The following is a 16,082-nucleotide window of genomic DNA, read 5'->3' as shown; positions in this document are numbered from 1 at the left end:
CTGCTGATCCCGATCCACCGGGCGATACCCTTTGGCCACCACCACATTCTCCCAGCCCACCACCACCCGCTACAGCACAACACGCAGCAAAATCAACAAGGCCCAATTCGCAACAGCCCGGATCCCGATTCTCGAGGCGAATTGTGGACACTCAGATCAGTTGTGGGTGGGGCCGGCAGGGTCGGTTGTCGTAGGTGATGTGAGCGCCCATTATTGGTTGTTCGCGGCGGGATCCCGATTCTGGAGGCGAATTGTGGGCGCTCAGATCAGTTGTGGGTGGGGCTGGCAGGGTCGGTAGTCGTAGGTGACGTGAGCGCCCACTATTGGCTGCTCGCGACGGGATCCCGATTCTCGACGCGAATTGTGGGCGTTCAGATCAGTTGCTCCAGAACCGCTCGAGGAATTCGAGCACCTCGTCCGATGCGGCCATCGTCGTCGCATGGTCGAATCCGCGAACGATGTGCAGTTCGGAGTCGGGCACCAGGGCGGCAGCGGCACGGCTGTCGTCGAGCCGGGTTCGATCCTCGCTGCCGACGTAAAACAGCGACGGTGGGGTGAAGTGCTGCAGGACGTCGTCGGGTAGACCGGGATCGGCGTCGCATGCTCGGATGTACGCGGCCATGGCCTGAGCATCGTTGGCGGAGAATACCGCTCGTGTTCCTGGGTCGATGGGGAACATGCGGTGCTCGTTCCATGCCTCGAGGAACCCGTTCATGCCGCTGCGCTCCAACACGTCCGCGCAGCCCGGGAAGAACAGCCTGTCGAACGCTCCCGCCTGAGCGCCGTGACTACCGCCGCCCACCGCGAGTGAACGCACGCGTTCGGGCCTCGCCGCCGTCAACGCGAGACCGGCCCGCGCACCGAACGAATAGCCGAGATAGTCGACGGTCGGAGCGCCGACCGCGTCGAGAACCGACGTCAGATCTCCGACGATATTGGCCATGGCATAGGCGTCGGGAGTATGGGGCTTCTCGCTGCGGCCATGACCGCGACTGTCGACCAGTATGAGCTGCCGAGTCCCGCGCAACGCCTTCACATATCCGAACGTCCGCCAAATCGTGTGCGTCAGGAAACTGCCGTGCACCATCAACAACGGCGGCCCGGACCCCACCACCGTGTACGCGATCTGCGTCCCATCATCTGCATTCGAGGCGTATTCCACCTTCCGATTCTGACCCTGGAAGTCCACTCAACGTGACATTGACCCCCGAAAAGGCCACCGAACGTCACATTGACTCCTCCCGGGTGGGTGTTTCCTCGGCCGACTCGGCCGACTCGGTGGGCTGGGCGATCGGCGTCAGGTCGATGGTGCGGGTAGGGGCGATCGCGTCGAGGAACGGGCGATCGTGGCTGGCGATGATCAGTGCACCCTCGAATGTGTTCAGTGCGTCGATGAGGTGTTGGCGGCTGGTGATGTCGAGGTTGTTGGTGGGCTCGTCGAGCATCAGTAGTTTCGGTGCAGGCTCGGCCAACAGGATTCGTGCCAGTGCGGCTCGCAGTCGTTCGCCTCCGGAGAGGGTGGCGACGACGGCATCGGCGTCGGATCCGCGGAAGAGGAATCGGGCCAGTTGGCCACGGATCTGCTCGGCGGTGGCGTGCGGTGCCACGTCGGCGATGTTCTCGGCAACGGTGCGTGATTCGTCGAAGATGTCGAGGCGTTGCGGGAGGTATTTCCACGGCACTTCGGCGTCGGCGGCGTCGAGACTGCGCAGCAGGGTGGTTTTGCCGCTTCCGTTCGGCCCGACGAGCGCGATGCGTTCGGGACCGACGATGTGAACGTCGTCATGAGTCAGAACTATCTGTCCCGGATGAACTTTCGTTGCAGGTAGGTCGACGCGTATCTCGCGGTCGTCGCGCAGGAGATCCTCGGCGGCAGACAGTGACGTTCGGGCATCGTCGACGCGATCGCTGTGGGTACCGCGTAGTTTGCCGGCCGATTCCTGTGCGGCCCGCTTGCGTCTGCCCGCAAGGATCGGAGGTACGCGCTTCTGCTCCGACATCTTCTTGCCGTAGCGCAACCTGCGATCGAGTTTGATTTGTGTGTCGACCAATTCGCGTTCCTGCTTGCGCACGTCGTTCTTGGCGTCTCGGACGCTCGCCCGCGCGGCTTCCTGCTCGGCGTCGATCACCGATCGGTAGTGCGTGTAGTTTCCACCGAACATGCGTACTCGGGAGGTGCCGCTGCGTTCGGCGCGGACCTCGGCGACGGTATCGACACGCTCGAGCAATTCGAGATCGTGGCTGCAGACGACGAGCACCCCCGAGTATCCATCCACGGCCGCATACAGTCGTTCTCGTGCAACGAGATCCAGGTTGTTGGTCGGCTCGTCCAACAGCAGTACGTCTGGTTCGGCGAGCAACTGCGCGGTGAGAGCCAGCAGCATCGCTTCGCCACCGGACAGCGTGCCGACCGGTCGATCCAGGTCGTCGAGGGAGCCGACGATGCCGCCCAGGCCGAGCTTGTTCAGCAACGCCAGCGCGCGCTCCTCGACGTCCCAGGCCGATCCGACGATGGCGAAATCGTCCTCGGAAGATGTACCGGATTCGATGCGATGCAATGCCTTTCGGACCGAATCGATGGCCAGCACGCGATCCACCGGGAGCTCGGGGTCGAGTGCGATGTCCTGACGGAGATAACCCAGGACGCCGGGCATCGAGATCGAACCGCGCTGCGGTGTCAGTTCTCCGGCGAGCAATCTCAGGAGGGTCGACTTTCCGGCACCGTTCGATCCGACGAGACCTGTTGTGCCGCTGGGGAAGATGGCCGACAACGCGTCGAACACGGGGTCGCCGTCGGGCCAGGAGAACGTCAGATCGGAGACAGAGAGGGAAGATGAATGAGGCATGGATGCTCCAAAGGTGTGCGTGCGGTCGAACTGCAGGCGTCTAGAACCTTTGGAAGAGCAATGGCCTCTCCGAATCTGTGGGCAACAAGGCGATCTCCACGCTAATGCCGAACGTGGGCAATCCGCAAGCGATTTAGACCGAGGGCCCCTTCTTGCGTAGTTCGTCCACAGTCGACATGGCTCCGCGCAGTTCGTCCAACCAGTCCTGCGTGTGCTCGCCGACCAACTTCACGGCCCACGACAGAGCGTCTGCACGAGACCGCGCGACTCCGGCATCGACGAGGGTGTCGAGGACGCGTCGCTCGGGCTGACGCAGGCGGGTCATGACCGGGACGGCCAGGTGGGTGAACAGGACTACCTCGGAATCGGTCCGAACGCCCCAGGCGACCTTGCGGCCGTAGCGCTTCTCGGCCTCGTCGGCAATCTGCATGCGCTCGGCCCGGGTGCCTTCTCGGAATCGGGCGATGCGGCCTTCGGTGGCGGCAGGTGAACTGCCCTCCTCGGTGGGCAACGTCCCGACCACCACGATCTCTTCGCGATCCACCTCGACCGACGCGGTGCCCTCGAACCAGCTGTCGGGCAATCTGCCGCCGAACCAGTCGCCGGCATCGGTGGCGTCGGGAACATCTGCGTGCTGCCAGCCGCCGGGGCGACCGAACGAGCGTCCATTGGGTTTCATGATGACTCCTCTGTAGGTTTCGTAATACTGATTACATGATTACACCTCATCCTCGGTTCGCGCCACCGCCGATTCGTCGGAGGCCTGGGGCATGATCGACTCCGTGCGCACAACGAGAAGACCGACGACTCTGGCCGCAATCGTGTCCGTACTGGCGCTGGTGGTCGCTGCCTGCGGAAACAGTGGGCCCGATCAGCCGCAGACGGTCGCCGAGCAGTTCGCGGCCGCCGTCAGCAGCTCGAACATCGATCAGGCAGCCGCGCTGACGACCGATCCCGCGGGCGCGAGCGCCGCTCTAACCCAGCTGTACGACGGGCTGTCCGGCGGCGGAACGGTGACGGCCACTGCCGATTTCGAGGCTGTCGACGCGAACGAGGATGCGGGCACGTTCACGCTGAACGCCGATTGGCGCTTCTCGACCACCACCGACGGCACGGCGGAACCGGACGGCCAGCCGAAGGAGTGGAACTACACGACGTCTGCGACTGCGGCAGAGACTCCGCAAGGGTGGAAGATCACCTGGGACCCGGCCATCCTGGTCCCCGGACTGACGGCCGATTCCTCGGTCCGATTCACCCCGACCGACGCGCTCGTCGCGCCCAAGGTTTTCGATGCCAACGGCGGCGAGCTCATGTCGCAGCAGGTCGTCACCCTCGTCAACGTCGATGCGACGGCCGATCCTGTGGCCGTCGCCGCTCTCGTCGGATCCGTCGTTCCCGGGATCACCGCCCAGTCTGTTGCGTCTTCTGTTGCTGCTGCACAGAGTAATTCGGCGACCATAGTCTCGCTCCGTCAGGCGGATATCGATCCCATCGGAGCGCAGCTCGCGGCCGTTCCGGGAGTCACCCTGGCGCCGCAGACTCGCCTGCTGGCCACCGATCGCAATCTTGTCTCGCCGGTTCTCAGCGACCTGACGACGCTGTGGGAACAGGAGCAGGCGGCCAATCGAGGCTGGGCGATCCAATCGGTCGCTGCCGACAACACCGTCACCCAGCTTGCCGGTCGCGATGCCTCCACCGGTGACGACATCGCGACCACCGTCGACTCGGCGTTGCAGATCAAGGCCGAGAACGCCCTGGCGTCGGTGCCGCAGCAGGCTGCGATCGTCGCGCTTCGGCCGTCCACCGGAGAGGTTCTCGCCGTCGCACAGAACGCCGCAGCGGATGCGGAGGGCCCGATTGCTCTGACCGGTCTCTACCCGCCCGGGTCGACCTTCAAGACGGTCACCACCTCGGCTGCTCTGCAATCCGGTGCCGTCACCCCCGACACGGTGTTGCCGTGCCCGGCGACGGAAAACATCGAGGGACGTCAGATTCCCAACGACGACAACTTCGCGCTCGGCGACGTTCCGTTGCACACTGCCTTCGCGAAATCGTGCAACACGACGATGGGCAGACTCGGCGTCGCCCTGCCGCCGAACGGTCTGACCGACGCGGCCGCGCAGTACGGCCTCGGCGTCGACTACGTGACCCCGGGCCTGACGACCGTCACCGGTTCGGTGCCGTCGGCCGACACCCCGGCGCGGCGCGTCGAATCCGCCATCGGCCAAGGGCAGGTGACTGCGTCACCGTTCGGCATGGCGCTGGTCGCGTCGTCGATCGCGAACAACGGATTGCTCCCGCCGACGGTCGTCTCGGGTAAGCCCGGCGTGGGAAACATGCAGCCGGCAGCGGTGAACCCACAGGTCACCGAGCAGATCAAGGCCATGATGCGCGAGACCATCACCGGTGGTACGGCCACGGCACTGAACGACATTCCGGGGCTGCTCGGCAAGACCGGAACCGCCGAATTCGGGCCGAACAACGAAGGAGCGCACGGCTGGTTCGTCGGGATCTCCGGTGATCTCGCGTTCGCGGTCTTCGTGAACAACGCGGGAAGTTCGGCACCCGCCATCGAGGCTGCAGGACGCTTTCTGAGGTAACAGCCCGAGGTAAACGGACCACTCCGTATCTCAATCGTGACCGGCTCGTATGAATCCCGTGCTTGTTACTCGTGTGACTACAGTGAATATTGTGACTCATGAGTTCTATGAGTCGTGTCCGTCGTGGCCCGCGCAAGGTCCGCGGTCGCTACCTCGTCGCAGTTGCAGCATCGGCGACGCTGTCGGTCTCGGCCGTGTTCTGGATGGTCGACCGCCCACCGAGCGAGGCCGAGGTACTGGTCTCCAAATTCGTCGACGCGCTGGACAACCGCGATGTCGCGGCGGCGGCCGCACTGACGACGTACCCGAACGCCGCGACGGCAGCTCTGAATCAGATGTTCGACGGTTTGTCGGCCGACGGCAGATCGACGGGTGACTTCGACCTGACGCAGTACATGGATCTCTCCGACGAGAGCGGATTCTTCACGCTCGCGTCCGCCTGGAACTTCGGCGAAGGCAAGGACTGGAAGTACAGCGCCCAAGGCGCAACCAAGAAGCTCAGTGTCGGCTGGCGTATCGCGTGGGATCCGGCCACGCTCGTTCCGGATCTGACCTCGGGCGGGTCGGTTCGCTACACCCGCACCGACGCCGCTCCGCCGTTGATCTTCGATTCCGCGAACAACGTGCTGATGAGTGAGCGGACCATCAACGCCATTTCTCTCGACCCCGCCCAGATGAGTGATCCGGCGGCGTCGACTCAGCAACTCGCCGATGTCATCGACGTCGTCGCGCCGCTGATCACCTCCGAATCGCTACTGAAGGAACTCGATTCGGCCCACGGAGCTCCGATCACCGCAGTGACACTGCGCGACGACGACTTCGCCGTTCTCGAAGACGATCTGCGAGCGGTGCCGGGAGTGGTGGTCGCCCCGCAGCCGAAGCTCATCGTCGACGACCGTCGAATCACCTCCCCGGTGCTCGACTCCCTGCGCGCCGCGTGGCAATCCGGCCGCGACGCCACCGCAGGCTGGGCCGTCGACACCTACACCGTCGACGGAACCGGTGAACGACGCGTGGGATTCCAGGGACCGGGCGGACCGGACTTGCACGCAACACTCGATCCGCGCGTCCAACTCGCGGCCGAGAACGCTGTGGTGATGGCGGGTACATCCGCGTCGATCGTGGCGGTGTCCACGTCGACCGGTGCGATTCTCGGTGCGGCACAGAACAGTTACGCCAACGAGCAGGGCGACGTGGTGTTCGCCGGCTCCTATCCGGCCGGCACCGCGTCGGAGTTGATCAAAGCCGTACAGGCCGATCGCGGCGACGACAGTGCCGAAGACGCGGCAGCACGATTGGGTCTGGGAATTCACTATGCAATGCCCGGTCTCGACGCCTACACCGGCACCCCCGCCGACAGCCGGAGCGCGATCGACGGTATTCGGAACGTCTCCACCGCATCCGGAGCCGAGGCGACGGTGACACCGTTCGGACTGGCCCAGATGGCAGCAGCGATCTCCCGCGGCAGCGCGCCCACGCCGGCCATCGTTGCCGGGCAGACTGCAGTGGCAGACCGCGCAGCCGAGCCCATGGGCCCTGACGCTGCAGCCCGCTTGCGTGAGATCGTGGCCGCATCGTCGAACAGCAGTGGTCTCGATACGTTCGACGGCGTGCAGGGATTTGCCGGGGAGAGCGGCGATGACCGCTTCGTGCTCGCGACCAGCGGCGATGTTGCCTTCGCCGTCTACATCGAGGACGCCGACGGAGGGGATCAAGCAGTGCGGATGACGAGCCGCTTGCTGCAGGAGATGGCGAACCCCGTCGAATAGGGGCTCGATCGTTAGGCACGGTAGTTTTGTTCGGTGACTGTGCTCGATTTCGGACTACTGGTGGTGGCCGGGTTCTTCGCCGGCCTCATCGGGTTCGTCACCGGGCTCGCATCCCTCGTGTCCTATCCGGCGCTGTTGGCGGTAGGGCTTCCCGCGGTCTCGGCGAACGTCACCAACACCGTCGCGCTGGTTGCTGCCGGAGTGGGTGCCACTACGAGCTCGTCGGCCGAACTCGCCAAGGACGGCAAACAGCTGATTCGCTACGCCGTCTACTCGGCGCTCGGCGGGACCACCGGAGCCATCCTGTTGCTCGTCACTCCGGAGGGATCGTTCGAGGTCATCGTGCCGTTCCTGGTCGCGATGGCTGCGATTGCACTGCTGCTGCAGCCCAAAATCCGAACGCTGTCCGGCGGCAGGCAATTTCCGACGCTGTACCCGCTGGCGCTGTTCGCCGTCGCCATCTACGGAGGCTACTTCGGAGCCGGAGCCGGGGTCATCTTCCTGGCTCTGGCGCTGATCTGTACGTCCGATACGTTCTGGCGCGCAAGCATTTTGAAGAGCTTCTTCCTCGGCATCGCCAATCTCATTGCGGCGATCATCTTCTCGTTCTCCGGCCACGTGAACTGGTGGGCCGCTCTGGCTCTCGCAATCGGCTGCTTCGTCGGCGGTGCCTGCGGGCCACCGACCGTCAAGGTGATCTCACCGATCGTGCTCCGCGTCGGCGTCGGCATTCTGGGACTCGGCCTCGCCGGCTGGTTGGGGTACCAGGCATTCGGCTGACGTCGTCGGTGATCTGACTGTCCACCATTTCAGCCGGGAGGCGCGATCCCGCTTCTGGAACGAAATAGTGGACACTCAGATCAGTTGTGCCTCAGCTTCTGGGGAGACACCGCAGCATCCACCGGTCGTGGGGGCGTCGGGCTCGTCGAACAGGCCGGCCCCACCGCAGACGCCCGTGTCGGGCAACGTCAGCTCCACCTTTCGCGCGCCCTCGTGATCGCCTGCCAGTTCGGCGGCGATGCTGCGCACCTGCTCGTATCCGGTCATCGCCAGAAACGTCGGCGCACGTCCGTAGCTCTTCATGCCGACCAGGTACAGGCCGGGCTCGGGCTGAGTGAGCTCCTCGACTCCGTGTGGTGACACCGAGCCGCAGGAGTGGATGTTCGGATCCACCAGTTCGGCGACGAACTTCGGTGCCTGCAGAGTGGGATCGAGATCGAGGCGCACTTCGGACAACCACGAAAGATCCGGACGGAACCCGGTCAGTGCGACGACGCGGTCGACGTTCTCGATACGGGTGCCGCCGTCGCCCACGAGGGTGAGCCGATCACCCTGCACCGCAACGGCTTCGGTGCGAAATCCGGAGACCACGGTGAGGTAACCGTCGTCGACGGCCTTCTTCGCGCGTTGGCCGAGTGCGCCGCGCGCCGCGAGTTCGTCGGCCGCGCCGCCGCCGAAGACCTCCGCGGTGACGCCTCGGCGCACGGCCCAGGTGAGCGTCGTGCCGGGCTCGTCGGCGGCGAGCTCTGCGAAGGTGATGATGGCGGTCAGCGCGGAGTGGCCGCTACCGGCGATGACGGTGTGCTTGCCCGCGAACTGGGAGCGAATCGCCGGATCGGTCAAATCGAGGACTCGGTAGTCGATGCGGTCGGCGGCGGCCTTCTCGCCGATGGCCGGAAGTCCCTCGCTTCCCAACGGATTCGGCGATCCCCAGGTGCCCGACGCGTCGACCACGGCGCGAGCGAGGATGCGTTCCTCGCTGCCGTCGGAGTGGCGAACATGCACCGACAGTGGTTCGGTGTCGCGTCCGGCGTCGACGACGCGGTCGCGTCCACGGCGGGCGACGCCGACCACTTCGCAGTCGACTCGGACGGTATCGCCGAGCACAGCAGCGAGGGGCGCGAGATAGTGCTCCACCCATTCGCGTCCGGTGGCGTAGGTGTCGCCGTCCGGTGGAGTCCAACCGGTGGGTTCGAGCAGTCGGGCGGCAGCCGGGTCGACGACCTCGGACCACGGAGAGAACAGCCGCACGTGATTCCATTCGGACACCGCCGATCCGGCCGACGGTCCACGTTCGAGAAGGATGACGGCAGAACCGGTTTCGGTCAGGTGCGCCGCGGCAGCGAGACCGATGGGGCCTGCGCCGACCACCACTACGGGGTATTCGTTCATGACTGATCTACCTTTCCTCGTCGAACGAGAGTGTCCACTGCTGCGCGTGCGGTCCGGCCGACGCCGATGAGCGTCGCCGAGGCCGGGCCGGTCCAGTCGCCGTAACCCAGGAACACCAGCGTCGGTTCACCGCGAACGTGATTGCCGTTTAACACTATTCCCGATCCTTCGGTGTGCAGGTGCAGCGGCTGCAGATGCCGCAGTGCGGGTCGGAATCCGGTGCACCAGAGGATTACATCCAGCTTCTCCGTCGTATGTCCGTCGGTGACGCCGTCGGTGGTGATCGCGGTGAACATCGGCCGGGCGTGCAGCACTCCGCGATCCCTGGCCTCCCGCACCGGCGGGACCATGACGATGTCGCCCAGACCGGCGACCCCTCCGGTATCGGGCCCGCCTGCCGCCAGAGTGCGGGACCGATCGCTGGCGACATCGAACAGCACCCGACCGTCGACGTCATCGGGCAGAAACCTCGGCTCGCGGTTGGTGAACCACAGGGTCTGCGCGACCGTGGATATCTCGGCGAGTATCTGCGCCGCCGAGTTTCCGCCGCCGACGATGCCCACTCGCTTGCCCACGAACTGATCCGGCGTTCGGTAGTCAGCGGCATGCAGCTGGGTCCCACCGAACTCACGCATGCCCGGGTAGCTCGGCCAGAACGGCCGAGACCACGTTCCCGTCGCACTGACGACTGCTGCGGCACCGTACGACTCGCCGTCGGTGTCGACTCGATAGCCCTCGGTCGTACGATGCACGGACTTCACGTCGACGGGCCTCTGCACCGGCAAGTCGTACTTCTTCTCGTACGCCCGCAGGTAGTCCACCACATGCGATGCCGGCGGAAAACCACTGTGCCACGCCGGCATCGGCCAACCGGGTAGTCGCGAGTACTCGGCCGGCGAGAACAGATGCAGGGACGGCCAGTAGTCCTGCCAGGACCCGCCGGCGTGCGTCTGGTTGTCGAGGATGACGAAGTCCAGACCGGCTCGTCGCAGGTAGTAGCCGGCGGCCAGTCCTGCCTGACCGCCGCCGATCACCACCACCTCGGTGTTCATTCGAATCAGGTTTCCGCGCTGCGCAATCGGGATGTCAGTTCTCCGACGCGGCCTGCGATGTCGTCACGCACCAGACGCATCCGCTCGATGCCGTCGATACCGCGTTCGGACGGTTCGTCGGTGTCCCAGTTCTCGAATCTGGGGCCGTCGACCACGTCTACCTTGGCCTCACCGCCGAGGGTGACGACGTAGTCCATCCGGGCGAGCAGAGCGGGGTCGATCGGTTTCGGTACTTCACCCGACAGATCGACGCCGACTTCGAGGAGTGCCTCGGCGGACAGTGCGTTGACTGCGCTACCGGGTTCGGTTCCGGCAGAGTGCACTTCGACCGAATTGCCGACCGTCTTGCGCATCAGGCCGGCCGCCATCTGTGATTTGCCGCCGTTCTTGACGCAGACGAACAGCACGCTGGGTGTCGTCATGATGCCGAACTCTGCTTCGCTGGAACCAGTTCGGCGATCAGGTCTTCGATCCGACGCTTGATCTCGTCGCGAATCGGGCGCACTGCCTCGACGCCTTTTCCTGCCGGATCGGCCAGTGCCCAGTCGCGGTAGCTCACGCCAGGGAACACCGGGCACGCGTCGCCACAGCCCATGGTGATGACGACGTCGGACGTCTCGACGGCCTCGGTGGTCAGGATCTTCGGCGACTGCGACGAGATGTCGATACCGACCTCGGCCATGGCCTCCACCGCTGCCGAGTTGATGGTGTCCGCGGGAGCGGTACCGGCAGAACGTACCTCGACGGTATCGCCGGCAAGATGAGTCAGAAATCCGGCGGCCATCTGAGAGCGGCCGGCGTTGTGGACGCAGACGAACAGCACGCTGGGTGTCTCGGACATCAGGAATCCTTCGATGACGTGGTCGTGGAAAGGCTGGGGGAGAACCGCTTCCGCAAGGCGAGGGAGACATAGACGAGGCCGACCAGGACCGGCACCTCGATGAGCGGACCGACGACTCCGGCGAGCGCCTGCCCGGACGTTGCGCCGTAGGTGGCGATGGCGACGGCGATGGCGAGCTCGAAGTTGTTGCCCGCAGCGGTGAATGCGAGGGTGGTAGTGCGTTCGTAGCCCAGGCCCATGGCGGCCCCGAGTGCGTAACCGCCGCCCCACATCACCGCGAAGTAGACCAGCAGGGGCAGCGCGATGCGCACCACGTCCCAGGGCTGTGACGTGATCCGATCACCCTGTAGCGCAAAGAGAACGACGATGGTGAACAACAGCCCGTAGAGAGCCCACGGGGCGATCCTCGGGATGAACTTCTCCTCGTACCATGTGCGGCCCTTGGCGCGTTCACCGAAGAAGCGCGATGCAAATCCGGCTATCAGCGGGATTCCGAGGAAGATCAGCACCGATTTCGCGATCTGCCACGGCGACGCTTCGATCGTGGTCTGCTCGAGGCCGAGCCAGCCGGGCAGTACCGAGAGGTAGAACCATCCGAGGACGGCGAACATGAAGACCTGGAACACGGAGTTGATCGCCACGAGCACGGCCGCGGCCTCACGGTCTCCGCAGGCGAGGTCGTTCCAGATGATGACCATCGCGATGCATCGAGCGAGGCCGACGATGATCAGGCCGGTCCGGTACTCGGGCAGGTCCGGCAGGAAAAGCCATGCGAGAGCGAACATCAGCGCCGGTCCGAGGATCCAGTTGAGAACGAGCGATCCGATCAGCAGCCGCCTGTCTCCGGTGACGGTGTCGAGGCGGTCGTAACGGACCTTGGCCAGTACCGGATACATCATGACGAGCAGGCCGACGGCGATCGGGAGCGACACCCCGTCGACGGAGATGGAGGACAGCGCGTCGTTCAGCTCGGGGATCATGCGTCCCAGGATCAGGCCGACGACCATGGCGACACCGATCCACACCGGGAGGAACCGATCGAGCGTGGAGAGTTTGCCGACGACGGCGGTGTCCGTGGTGGTGCTCATACCGTGACCACCGTGGGGTCCGCTGCGGTGAGTACCGACGATAGTTGTTGCAAGGCAGCTGGAACGACCCAGTAGTACACCCAGGTTCCGCGTCGCTCACAGTCGAGCAGCCCGGCTTCGCGGAGCACCTTGAGGTGGTGGGAGATCGTCGGTTGCGACAGGTCGAAAGCAGGGGATATGTCACACACGCACGCTTCGCCGCCGGCATGGCTGGCGACGAGGCTGAGCAACCGCAGGCGCACAGGATCGCCCAGAGCCTTGAACATGCGGGCCAGATCCCCGGCCCAGTCCACTGTCAGCGGTTCGTGGACGAGCGGCGAACAGCATGCGCCGGCCGAGGAAGTCCGGTCTTGATTCGACATTGGTCTATATTGACCCCTGTCGAATCAGCCGTCAAGTGAACAGTCGCCGAACCCGGACCAGACGGTAGAGGACGCCGAGCAGTACGACAACGGTGCCGATCGCGATCGACGACAAGGGCAGCGTGGCAATGAGAACCACGCACCCGAGCGCTCCGAGCGCCTGCAGGGGGCGCGGATAGCGTCGGTGTTCGCTGCCCTGGGTGTATGCGCTGACGTTGGCGACGAGGTAGTACAGCAGCACTCCGAAGGACGAGAAGCCGATGGCGTCACGAAGATCCACGACGAGAATTGCGGCACCGACGATCGCCGCCAGAGTGATCTCGGCCCGGTGCGGCACCGAGTAGCGAGGGTGGACCGCGGTCAGATACGACGGCAGATCATGGTGGCGGGCCATCGCCAACGACGTGCGTCCGATACCGGCGATCAAGGCCAGTAACGCTCCGAGCGCGGCCAGTCCGGCACCGATGCGCATGACGGGTGATGCCCACGAATACCCGGACGTCACAACGAGATCGACCAGCGGAGCCGACGACGAGGCCAGCAGGTCCGGGCCCAATACCGTCAACAACGTCACGGCAACCGCTGCATAGATCAGCAACGCGATGCCGAGTGCAGAGACGATGGCCCGTGGAATGGTGCGCTCGGGCCGCACCACTTCCTCGCCGAGGGTGGCGATACGCGCGTAGCCGGCGAAGGCGAAGAACAGCAATCCCGCGGACTGCAGAATTCCGTACCAGCCGTCCCCGGTGAGGGATCCCGAAGCGCCGATGCCGTTGCCCGGCGAGCCGGCGAAGCCCAGAACCACCCCGACGACGAGGATGGCGAGCACCGCGGCGACGAGGATCTTCGTCAGGAGCGCCGTGCGAGTGATGCCGAAGTAGTTCACCACCGTCAACGCGACAATGGCAAGAATCGCAACGACTTTCGTATAGCCGGAAGGGGCGACGTAGGCCGCGAACACCATCGCCATGGCCGCCGAGCTTGCGGTCTTGCCGATGACGAAGGTCCAGCCGGCGAGGAAGCCGGGCCACTCACCGAGTTGTTCACGACCGTAGATGTACGTCCCGCCCGACGTCGGATACTGGGCGGCGAGTTGCGCGGAGGACGTCGCGTTGCAGAACGCGACGACTGCCGCGATGGCGAGGCCGATCAGCAAGCCGGCACCCGCTGCGGCCGACGCGGGAGCGAACGACGCGAACACTCCCGCCCCGACCATCGAGCCGACACCGATGACGACTGCATCGACAAGGCCCAGTCGACGGGCCAGCGGCTGTGGGTCGGTCATGCCTGGACCCGGATGTCGATCACGGCGACAACTGTAGAGGCCCTACACCAGTGGCAACAGATTAGATGTCGGCCGCGGTCTACTTCTTCTGCTGATACACGTCCGGAATTCCGTCGTGGTCGTCGTCCCGCGTCTCTTCGATGTAGAAGTCGCGGTACGCCTTGTTGCGGGTACGCAGAATGATCGACGCGATGGTTGCGGCAACGATCGAACCGGTCAGCACACCGACCTTCACGTGATCGTCGCGCTCTGTTCCTTCACCGAATGCCAGATCGCCGATCAGCAGCGACACCGTGAAACCGATACCGGCGAGCATCGCGACGCCGAAGACGTCGAGCCATTTCAAGCCGGCGTCCAACGTCGCCCGGGTGAAGCGCGAGACCAGGTAGGTGGTGCCGAAGATGCCGATGGCCTTGCCGATGACGAGGCCGGCAATGATGCCGATGGCAATCGGGTCGGTGAGTGCGCTGGCCAGGCCGGAGAAGCCGCCGACGGTCACACCGGCTGCACAGAAGGCGAACAGCGGCACCGCGATACCCGCGGAGATGGGTCGGATCTTGTGCTCGAAATGCTCGGCGAGACCGGGGCCGGCGTCGGGGCCGCCGTTGGCCTTGCTCCGGATGACGGGGACGGCGAAGCCGAGCAGAACGCCTGCGACGGTGGCGTGGACACCCGACTCGTGCATGAGCACCCACGTCACCACGGCCAGCGGGATGAGCACCCACCACGAGCGGACGCGCATCTGCACGGCGACCGCGAACAGCGCGAGCGGGATCAGCGTCAGGCCGAGCGCAATGAAGTTGATGTCGTCGGTGTAGAAGATCGCGATGACGCTGACGGCCAAAAGGTCGTCGACCACGGCCAGAGTCAGCAGGAAGGTTCGCAGCGCTGTCGGCAGATGCGTGCTGATCACAGCGAGAACGGCCACGGCGAACGCGATATCGGTCGCGGTGGGAATGGCCCAGCCGAGCAGAGCGCCATCCCCGGTGCCGAGGTTGAACAGCACGAAAATGACTGCGGGAACGACCATTCCGCCGACGGCCGCGGCCACCGGCAATGCGGCGCGTGCCGGATCGCGCAGATCACCGGCAACGAACTCGCGTTTGAGTTCGAGTCCGACGACGAAGAAGAAGATGGCCAACAGCCCGTCGGCGGCCCACGTCGACAGAGTCAGATCGAGATGCAGGGCCGACGGCCCGACGCGAGTGCTCATCAATGTGTCGTAGGCGGCGGACCACGGTGAGTTGGCCCACACGAGCGCGACCACGGTGGCAACGAGAAGCAATGCGCCGCCGACGGTCTCTTTGCGCAAGACCTGTGCGATGCGGTCGGCCTCGGACCAGGAACCGCGAGAGAACAGCGGCAATCTCTCTTTGGGAATCGGTGAATCAGACACGGGAACAAAGCCTTTCGGTAGCAACGTCGTGCTGAGCGCGTCCGCCGAGTCGACGGACATGTGCGCAGCACAGAACAATTGCCGACCAGACTTCCCGGCGCACCGTGGATGATCCTATCGCGAAAAGGTCCCTGTCACCGAACCGAGGGAATGAATCTGGCGATCGCGCGCCAACCGAGCAGCAGAACCGCGGTCGAAATCGTCGCAACGATGATGAACGCGGTAGCGGTTCCCTGACCTGTCGCCGTGCGCAGGATCATGCCTCCGACGACCGTGGTCACCCACACCAGAATGCCCGTCGGAAGAACGAGGAACGCGTCGAACTTGTTGCGGTACAGAGCGAACGTCGCGATCCAGCCGACAGCGGCACCGACGACGAACGGCCACGCGGTGTGGAAGAGGCCGGACAGCGCGGTGGCTTCGTCGTGACTGCGACGGCCGATCGCGGCGAACAGCACGATCATGACGAGATCGAGGACGGCAGCGACGGCCGGGGAACGAAACTTCACGGGCCCACTGTAGGACACCGACGCGAACGGCCCGCGCCTACGAGTGCAGGTGCGGGCCGTTCGATGCCACTGGATCCCGCCCCCCCAGGTCCGGATCAATGTGGGTTTCAGTCGGTTGGACTGCAACAAAGGCGCATTGATCCGGAAGGGGAGGGGTGAATC

At 64.9% G+C, this 16,082-nt stretch carries 15 protein-coding genes; 3 read left to right on the top strand and 12 right to left on the bottom strand.

All coding sequences use genetic code 11. From position 1 onward, the window contains the following. Window positions 1–376 precede the first annotated feature (376 nt). The 3 genes from J1M81_RS23845 to J1M81_RS23835 all read right to left on the bottom strand — a co-directional run bounded on the left by J1M81_RS23845 (window position 377) and on the right by J1M81_RS23835 (window position 3,525). Window positions 377–1,162, bottom strand: coding sequence for an alpha/beta fold hydrolase (locus J1M81_RS23845; RefSeq protein ID WP_032375057.1), 786 nt, complete (start codon window positions 1,160–1,162; stop codon window positions 377–379). A 64-nt stretch (window positions 1,163–1,226) separates the two neighbouring features. Continuing rightward, complete coding sequence (locus J1M81_RS23840; RefSeq protein WP_206498979.1) at window positions 1,227–2,846, bottom strand: ABC-F family ATP-binding cassette domain-containing protein; 1,620 nt, start codon at window positions 2,844–2,846, stop codon at window positions 1,227–1,229. A 133-nt stretch (window positions 2,847–2,979) separates the two neighbouring features. Further along, window positions 2,980–3,525 carry a hypothetical protein gene (locus J1M81_RS23835; protein WP_032367118.1) on the bottom strand — a complete coding sequence of 182 codons (546 nt, stop codon included), beginning with the start codon at window positions 3,523–3,525 and terminating at the stop codon, window positions 2,980–2,982. A gap of 91 nt (window positions 3,526–3,616) precedes the next feature. On the opposite strand from J1M81_RS23835, the gene J1M81_RS23830 reads away from it, so the two are divergent. The 3 genes from J1M81_RS23830 (at window position 3,617) to J1M81_RS23820 (ending at window position 7,995) form a co-directional block, all read left to right on the top strand. Next, window positions 3,617–5,446: a penicillin-binding transpeptidase domain-containing protein gene (locus J1M81_RS23830; protein ID WP_206498978.1), complete on the top strand. Its 1,830-nt coding sequence runs from the start codon at window positions 3,617–3,619 to the stop codon at window positions 5,444–5,446. A 107-nt stretch (window positions 5,447–5,553) separates the two neighbouring features. Next, window positions 5,554–7,215 (top strand): NTF2-like N-terminal transpeptidase domain-containing protein, encoded by a 1,662-nt coding sequence (locus J1M81_RS23825; protein WP_027495345.1) that lies wholly within the window; start codon window positions 5,554–5,556, stop codon window positions 7,213–7,215. Window positions 7,216–7,248: 33 nt separating this feature from the next. After that, window positions 7,249–7,995: a sulfite exporter TauE/SafE family protein gene (locus J1M81_RS23820; protein WP_027495346.1), complete on the top strand. Its 747-nt coding sequence runs from the start codon at window positions 7,249–7,251 to the stop codon at window positions 7,993–7,995. Between the two features lie 75 nt (window positions 7,996–8,070). Here J1M81_RS23820 and J1M81_RS23815 read toward each other — a convergent pair whose 3' ends face one another. The 9 genes from J1M81_RS23815 to J1M81_RS23775 all read right to left on the bottom strand — a co-directional run bounded on the left by J1M81_RS23815 (window position 8,071) and on the right by J1M81_RS23775 (window position 15,920). After that, window positions 8,071–9,387 carry an FAD-dependent oxidoreductase gene (locus J1M81_RS23815; RefSeq protein ID WP_206498977.1) on the bottom strand — a complete coding sequence of 439 codons (1,317 nt, stop codon included), beginning with the start codon at window positions 9,385–9,387 and terminating at the stop codon, window positions 8,071–8,073. Then, the gene (locus J1M81_RS23810; protein ID WP_032374795.1) at window positions 9,384–10,439 is read right to left on the bottom strand and encodes an ArsO family NAD(P)H-dependent flavin-containing monooxygenase; all 1,056 of its coding nucleotides are present in this window, start codon (window positions 10,437–10,439) and stop codon (window positions 9,384–9,386) included. Before J1M81_RS23810 ends, J1M81_RS23815 begins: the two co-directional genes overlap by 4 nt. A 5-nt stretch (window positions 10,440–10,444) precedes the next feature. Beyond that, window positions 10,445–10,861: a low molecular weight phosphatase family protein gene (locus tag J1M81_RS23805; RefSeq protein WP_032374796.1), complete on the bottom strand. Its 417-nt coding sequence runs from the start codon at window positions 10,859–10,861 to the stop codon at window positions 10,445–10,447. Further along, window positions 10,858–11,280: an arsenate reductase ArsC gene (locus tag J1M81_RS23800; RefSeq protein ID WP_032374797.1), complete on the bottom strand. Its 423-nt coding sequence runs from the start codon at window positions 11,278–11,280 to the stop codon at window positions 10,858–10,860. The genes J1M81_RS23805 and J1M81_RS23800 overlap by 4 nt, the downstream gene beginning before the upstream one ends. Then, a complete protein-coding gene (gene arsB, locus J1M81_RS23795; protein WP_032374798.1) occupies window positions 11,280–12,368 on the bottom strand; it encodes an ACR3 family arsenite efflux transporter in 1,089 nt (362 codons plus the stop codon). Before arsB ends, J1M81_RS23800 begins: the two co-directional genes overlap by 1 nt. Next, window positions 12,365–12,730 (bottom strand): helix-turn-helix transcriptional regulator, encoded by a 366-nt coding sequence (locus J1M81_RS23790; protein WP_032374799.1) that lies wholly within the window; start codon window positions 12,728–12,730, stop codon window positions 12,365–12,367. The genes arsB and J1M81_RS23790 overlap by 4 nt, the downstream gene beginning before the upstream one ends. A gap of 31 nt (window positions 12,731–12,761) precedes the next feature. After that, entirely contained in the window at window positions 12,762–14,015 is a 1,254-nt protein-coding gene (locus J1M81_RS23785) for an APC family permease (RefSeq protein WP_032374800.1), read from the bottom strand. A gap of 79 nt (window positions 14,016–14,094) precedes the next feature. After that, a complete protein-coding gene (gene nhaA / locus J1M81_RS23780; protein ID WP_032400529.1) occupies window positions 14,095–15,411 on the bottom strand; it encodes a Na+/H+ antiporter NhaA in 1,317 nt (438 codons plus the stop codon). A 134-nt stretch (window positions 15,412–15,545) separates the two neighbouring features. Next, entirely contained in the window at window positions 15,546–15,920 is a 375-nt protein-coding gene (locus J1M81_RS23775; protein WP_032374801.1) for a DUF3054 domain-containing protein, read from the bottom strand. Window positions 15,921–16,082 lie beyond the last annotated feature (162 nt).

The sequence above is a fragment of the Rhodococcus sp. KRD175 genome (genome assembly GCF_017168275.1).
In the GTDB taxonomy this organism is placed as follows: Bacteria; Actinomycetota; Actinomycetes; order Mycobacteriales; family Mycobacteriaceae; genus Rhodococcoides; species Rhodococcoides fascians.
Note: the sequence above shows the minus strand (reverse complement) of the source record. Positions and strands in the feature narration are given on the sequence as shown.

Bases quoted from the DNA above. Each gene is read 5' to 3' on its own strand.
- J1M81_RS23840 (WP_206498979.1), bottom strand. From the start codon at position 2,846: ATGCCTCATTCATCTTCCCTCTCTGTCTCCGATCTGACGTTCTCCTGG.
- J1M81_RS23835 (WP_032367118.1), bottom strand. From the start codon at position 3,525: ATGAAACCCAATGGACGCTCGTTCGGTCGCCCCGGCGGCTGGCAGCAC.
- J1M81_RS23830 (WP_206498978.1), top strand. From the start codon at position 3,617: ATGATCGACTCCGTGCGCACAACGAGAAGACCGACGACTCTGGCCGCA.
- J1M81_RS23825 (WP_027495345.1), top strand. From the start codon at position 5,554: ATGAGTCGTGTCCGTCGTGGCCCGCGCAAGGTCCGCGGTCGCTACCTC.
- J1M81_RS23815 (WP_206498977.1), bottom strand. From the start codon at position 9,387: ATGAACGAATACCCCGTAGTGGTGGTCGGCGCAGGCCCCATCGGTCTC.
- J1M81_RS23810 (WP_032374795.1), bottom strand. From the start codon at position 10,439: ATGAACACCGAGGTGGTGGTGATCGGCGGCGGTCAGGCAGGACTGGCC.
- J1M81_RS23805 (WP_032374796.1), bottom strand. From the start codon at position 10,861: ATGACGACACCCAGCGTGCTGTTCGTCTGCGTCAAGAACGGCGGCAAA.
- J1M81_RS23800 (WP_032374797.1), bottom strand. From the start codon at position 11,280: ATGTCCGAGACACCCAGCGTGCTGTTCGTCTGCGTCCACAACGCCGGC.
- arsB (WP_032374798.1), bottom strand. From the start codon at position 12,368: ATGAGCACCACCACGGACACCGCCGTCGTCGGCAAACTCTCCACGCTC.
- J1M81_RS23790 (WP_032374799.1), bottom strand. From the start codon at position 12,730: ATGTCGAATCAAGACCGGACTTCCTCGGCCGGCGCATGCTGTTCGCCG.
- J1M81_RS23785 (WP_032374800.1), bottom strand. From the start codon at position 14,015: ATGACCGACCCACAGCCGCTGGCCCGTCGACTGGGCCTTGTCGATGCA.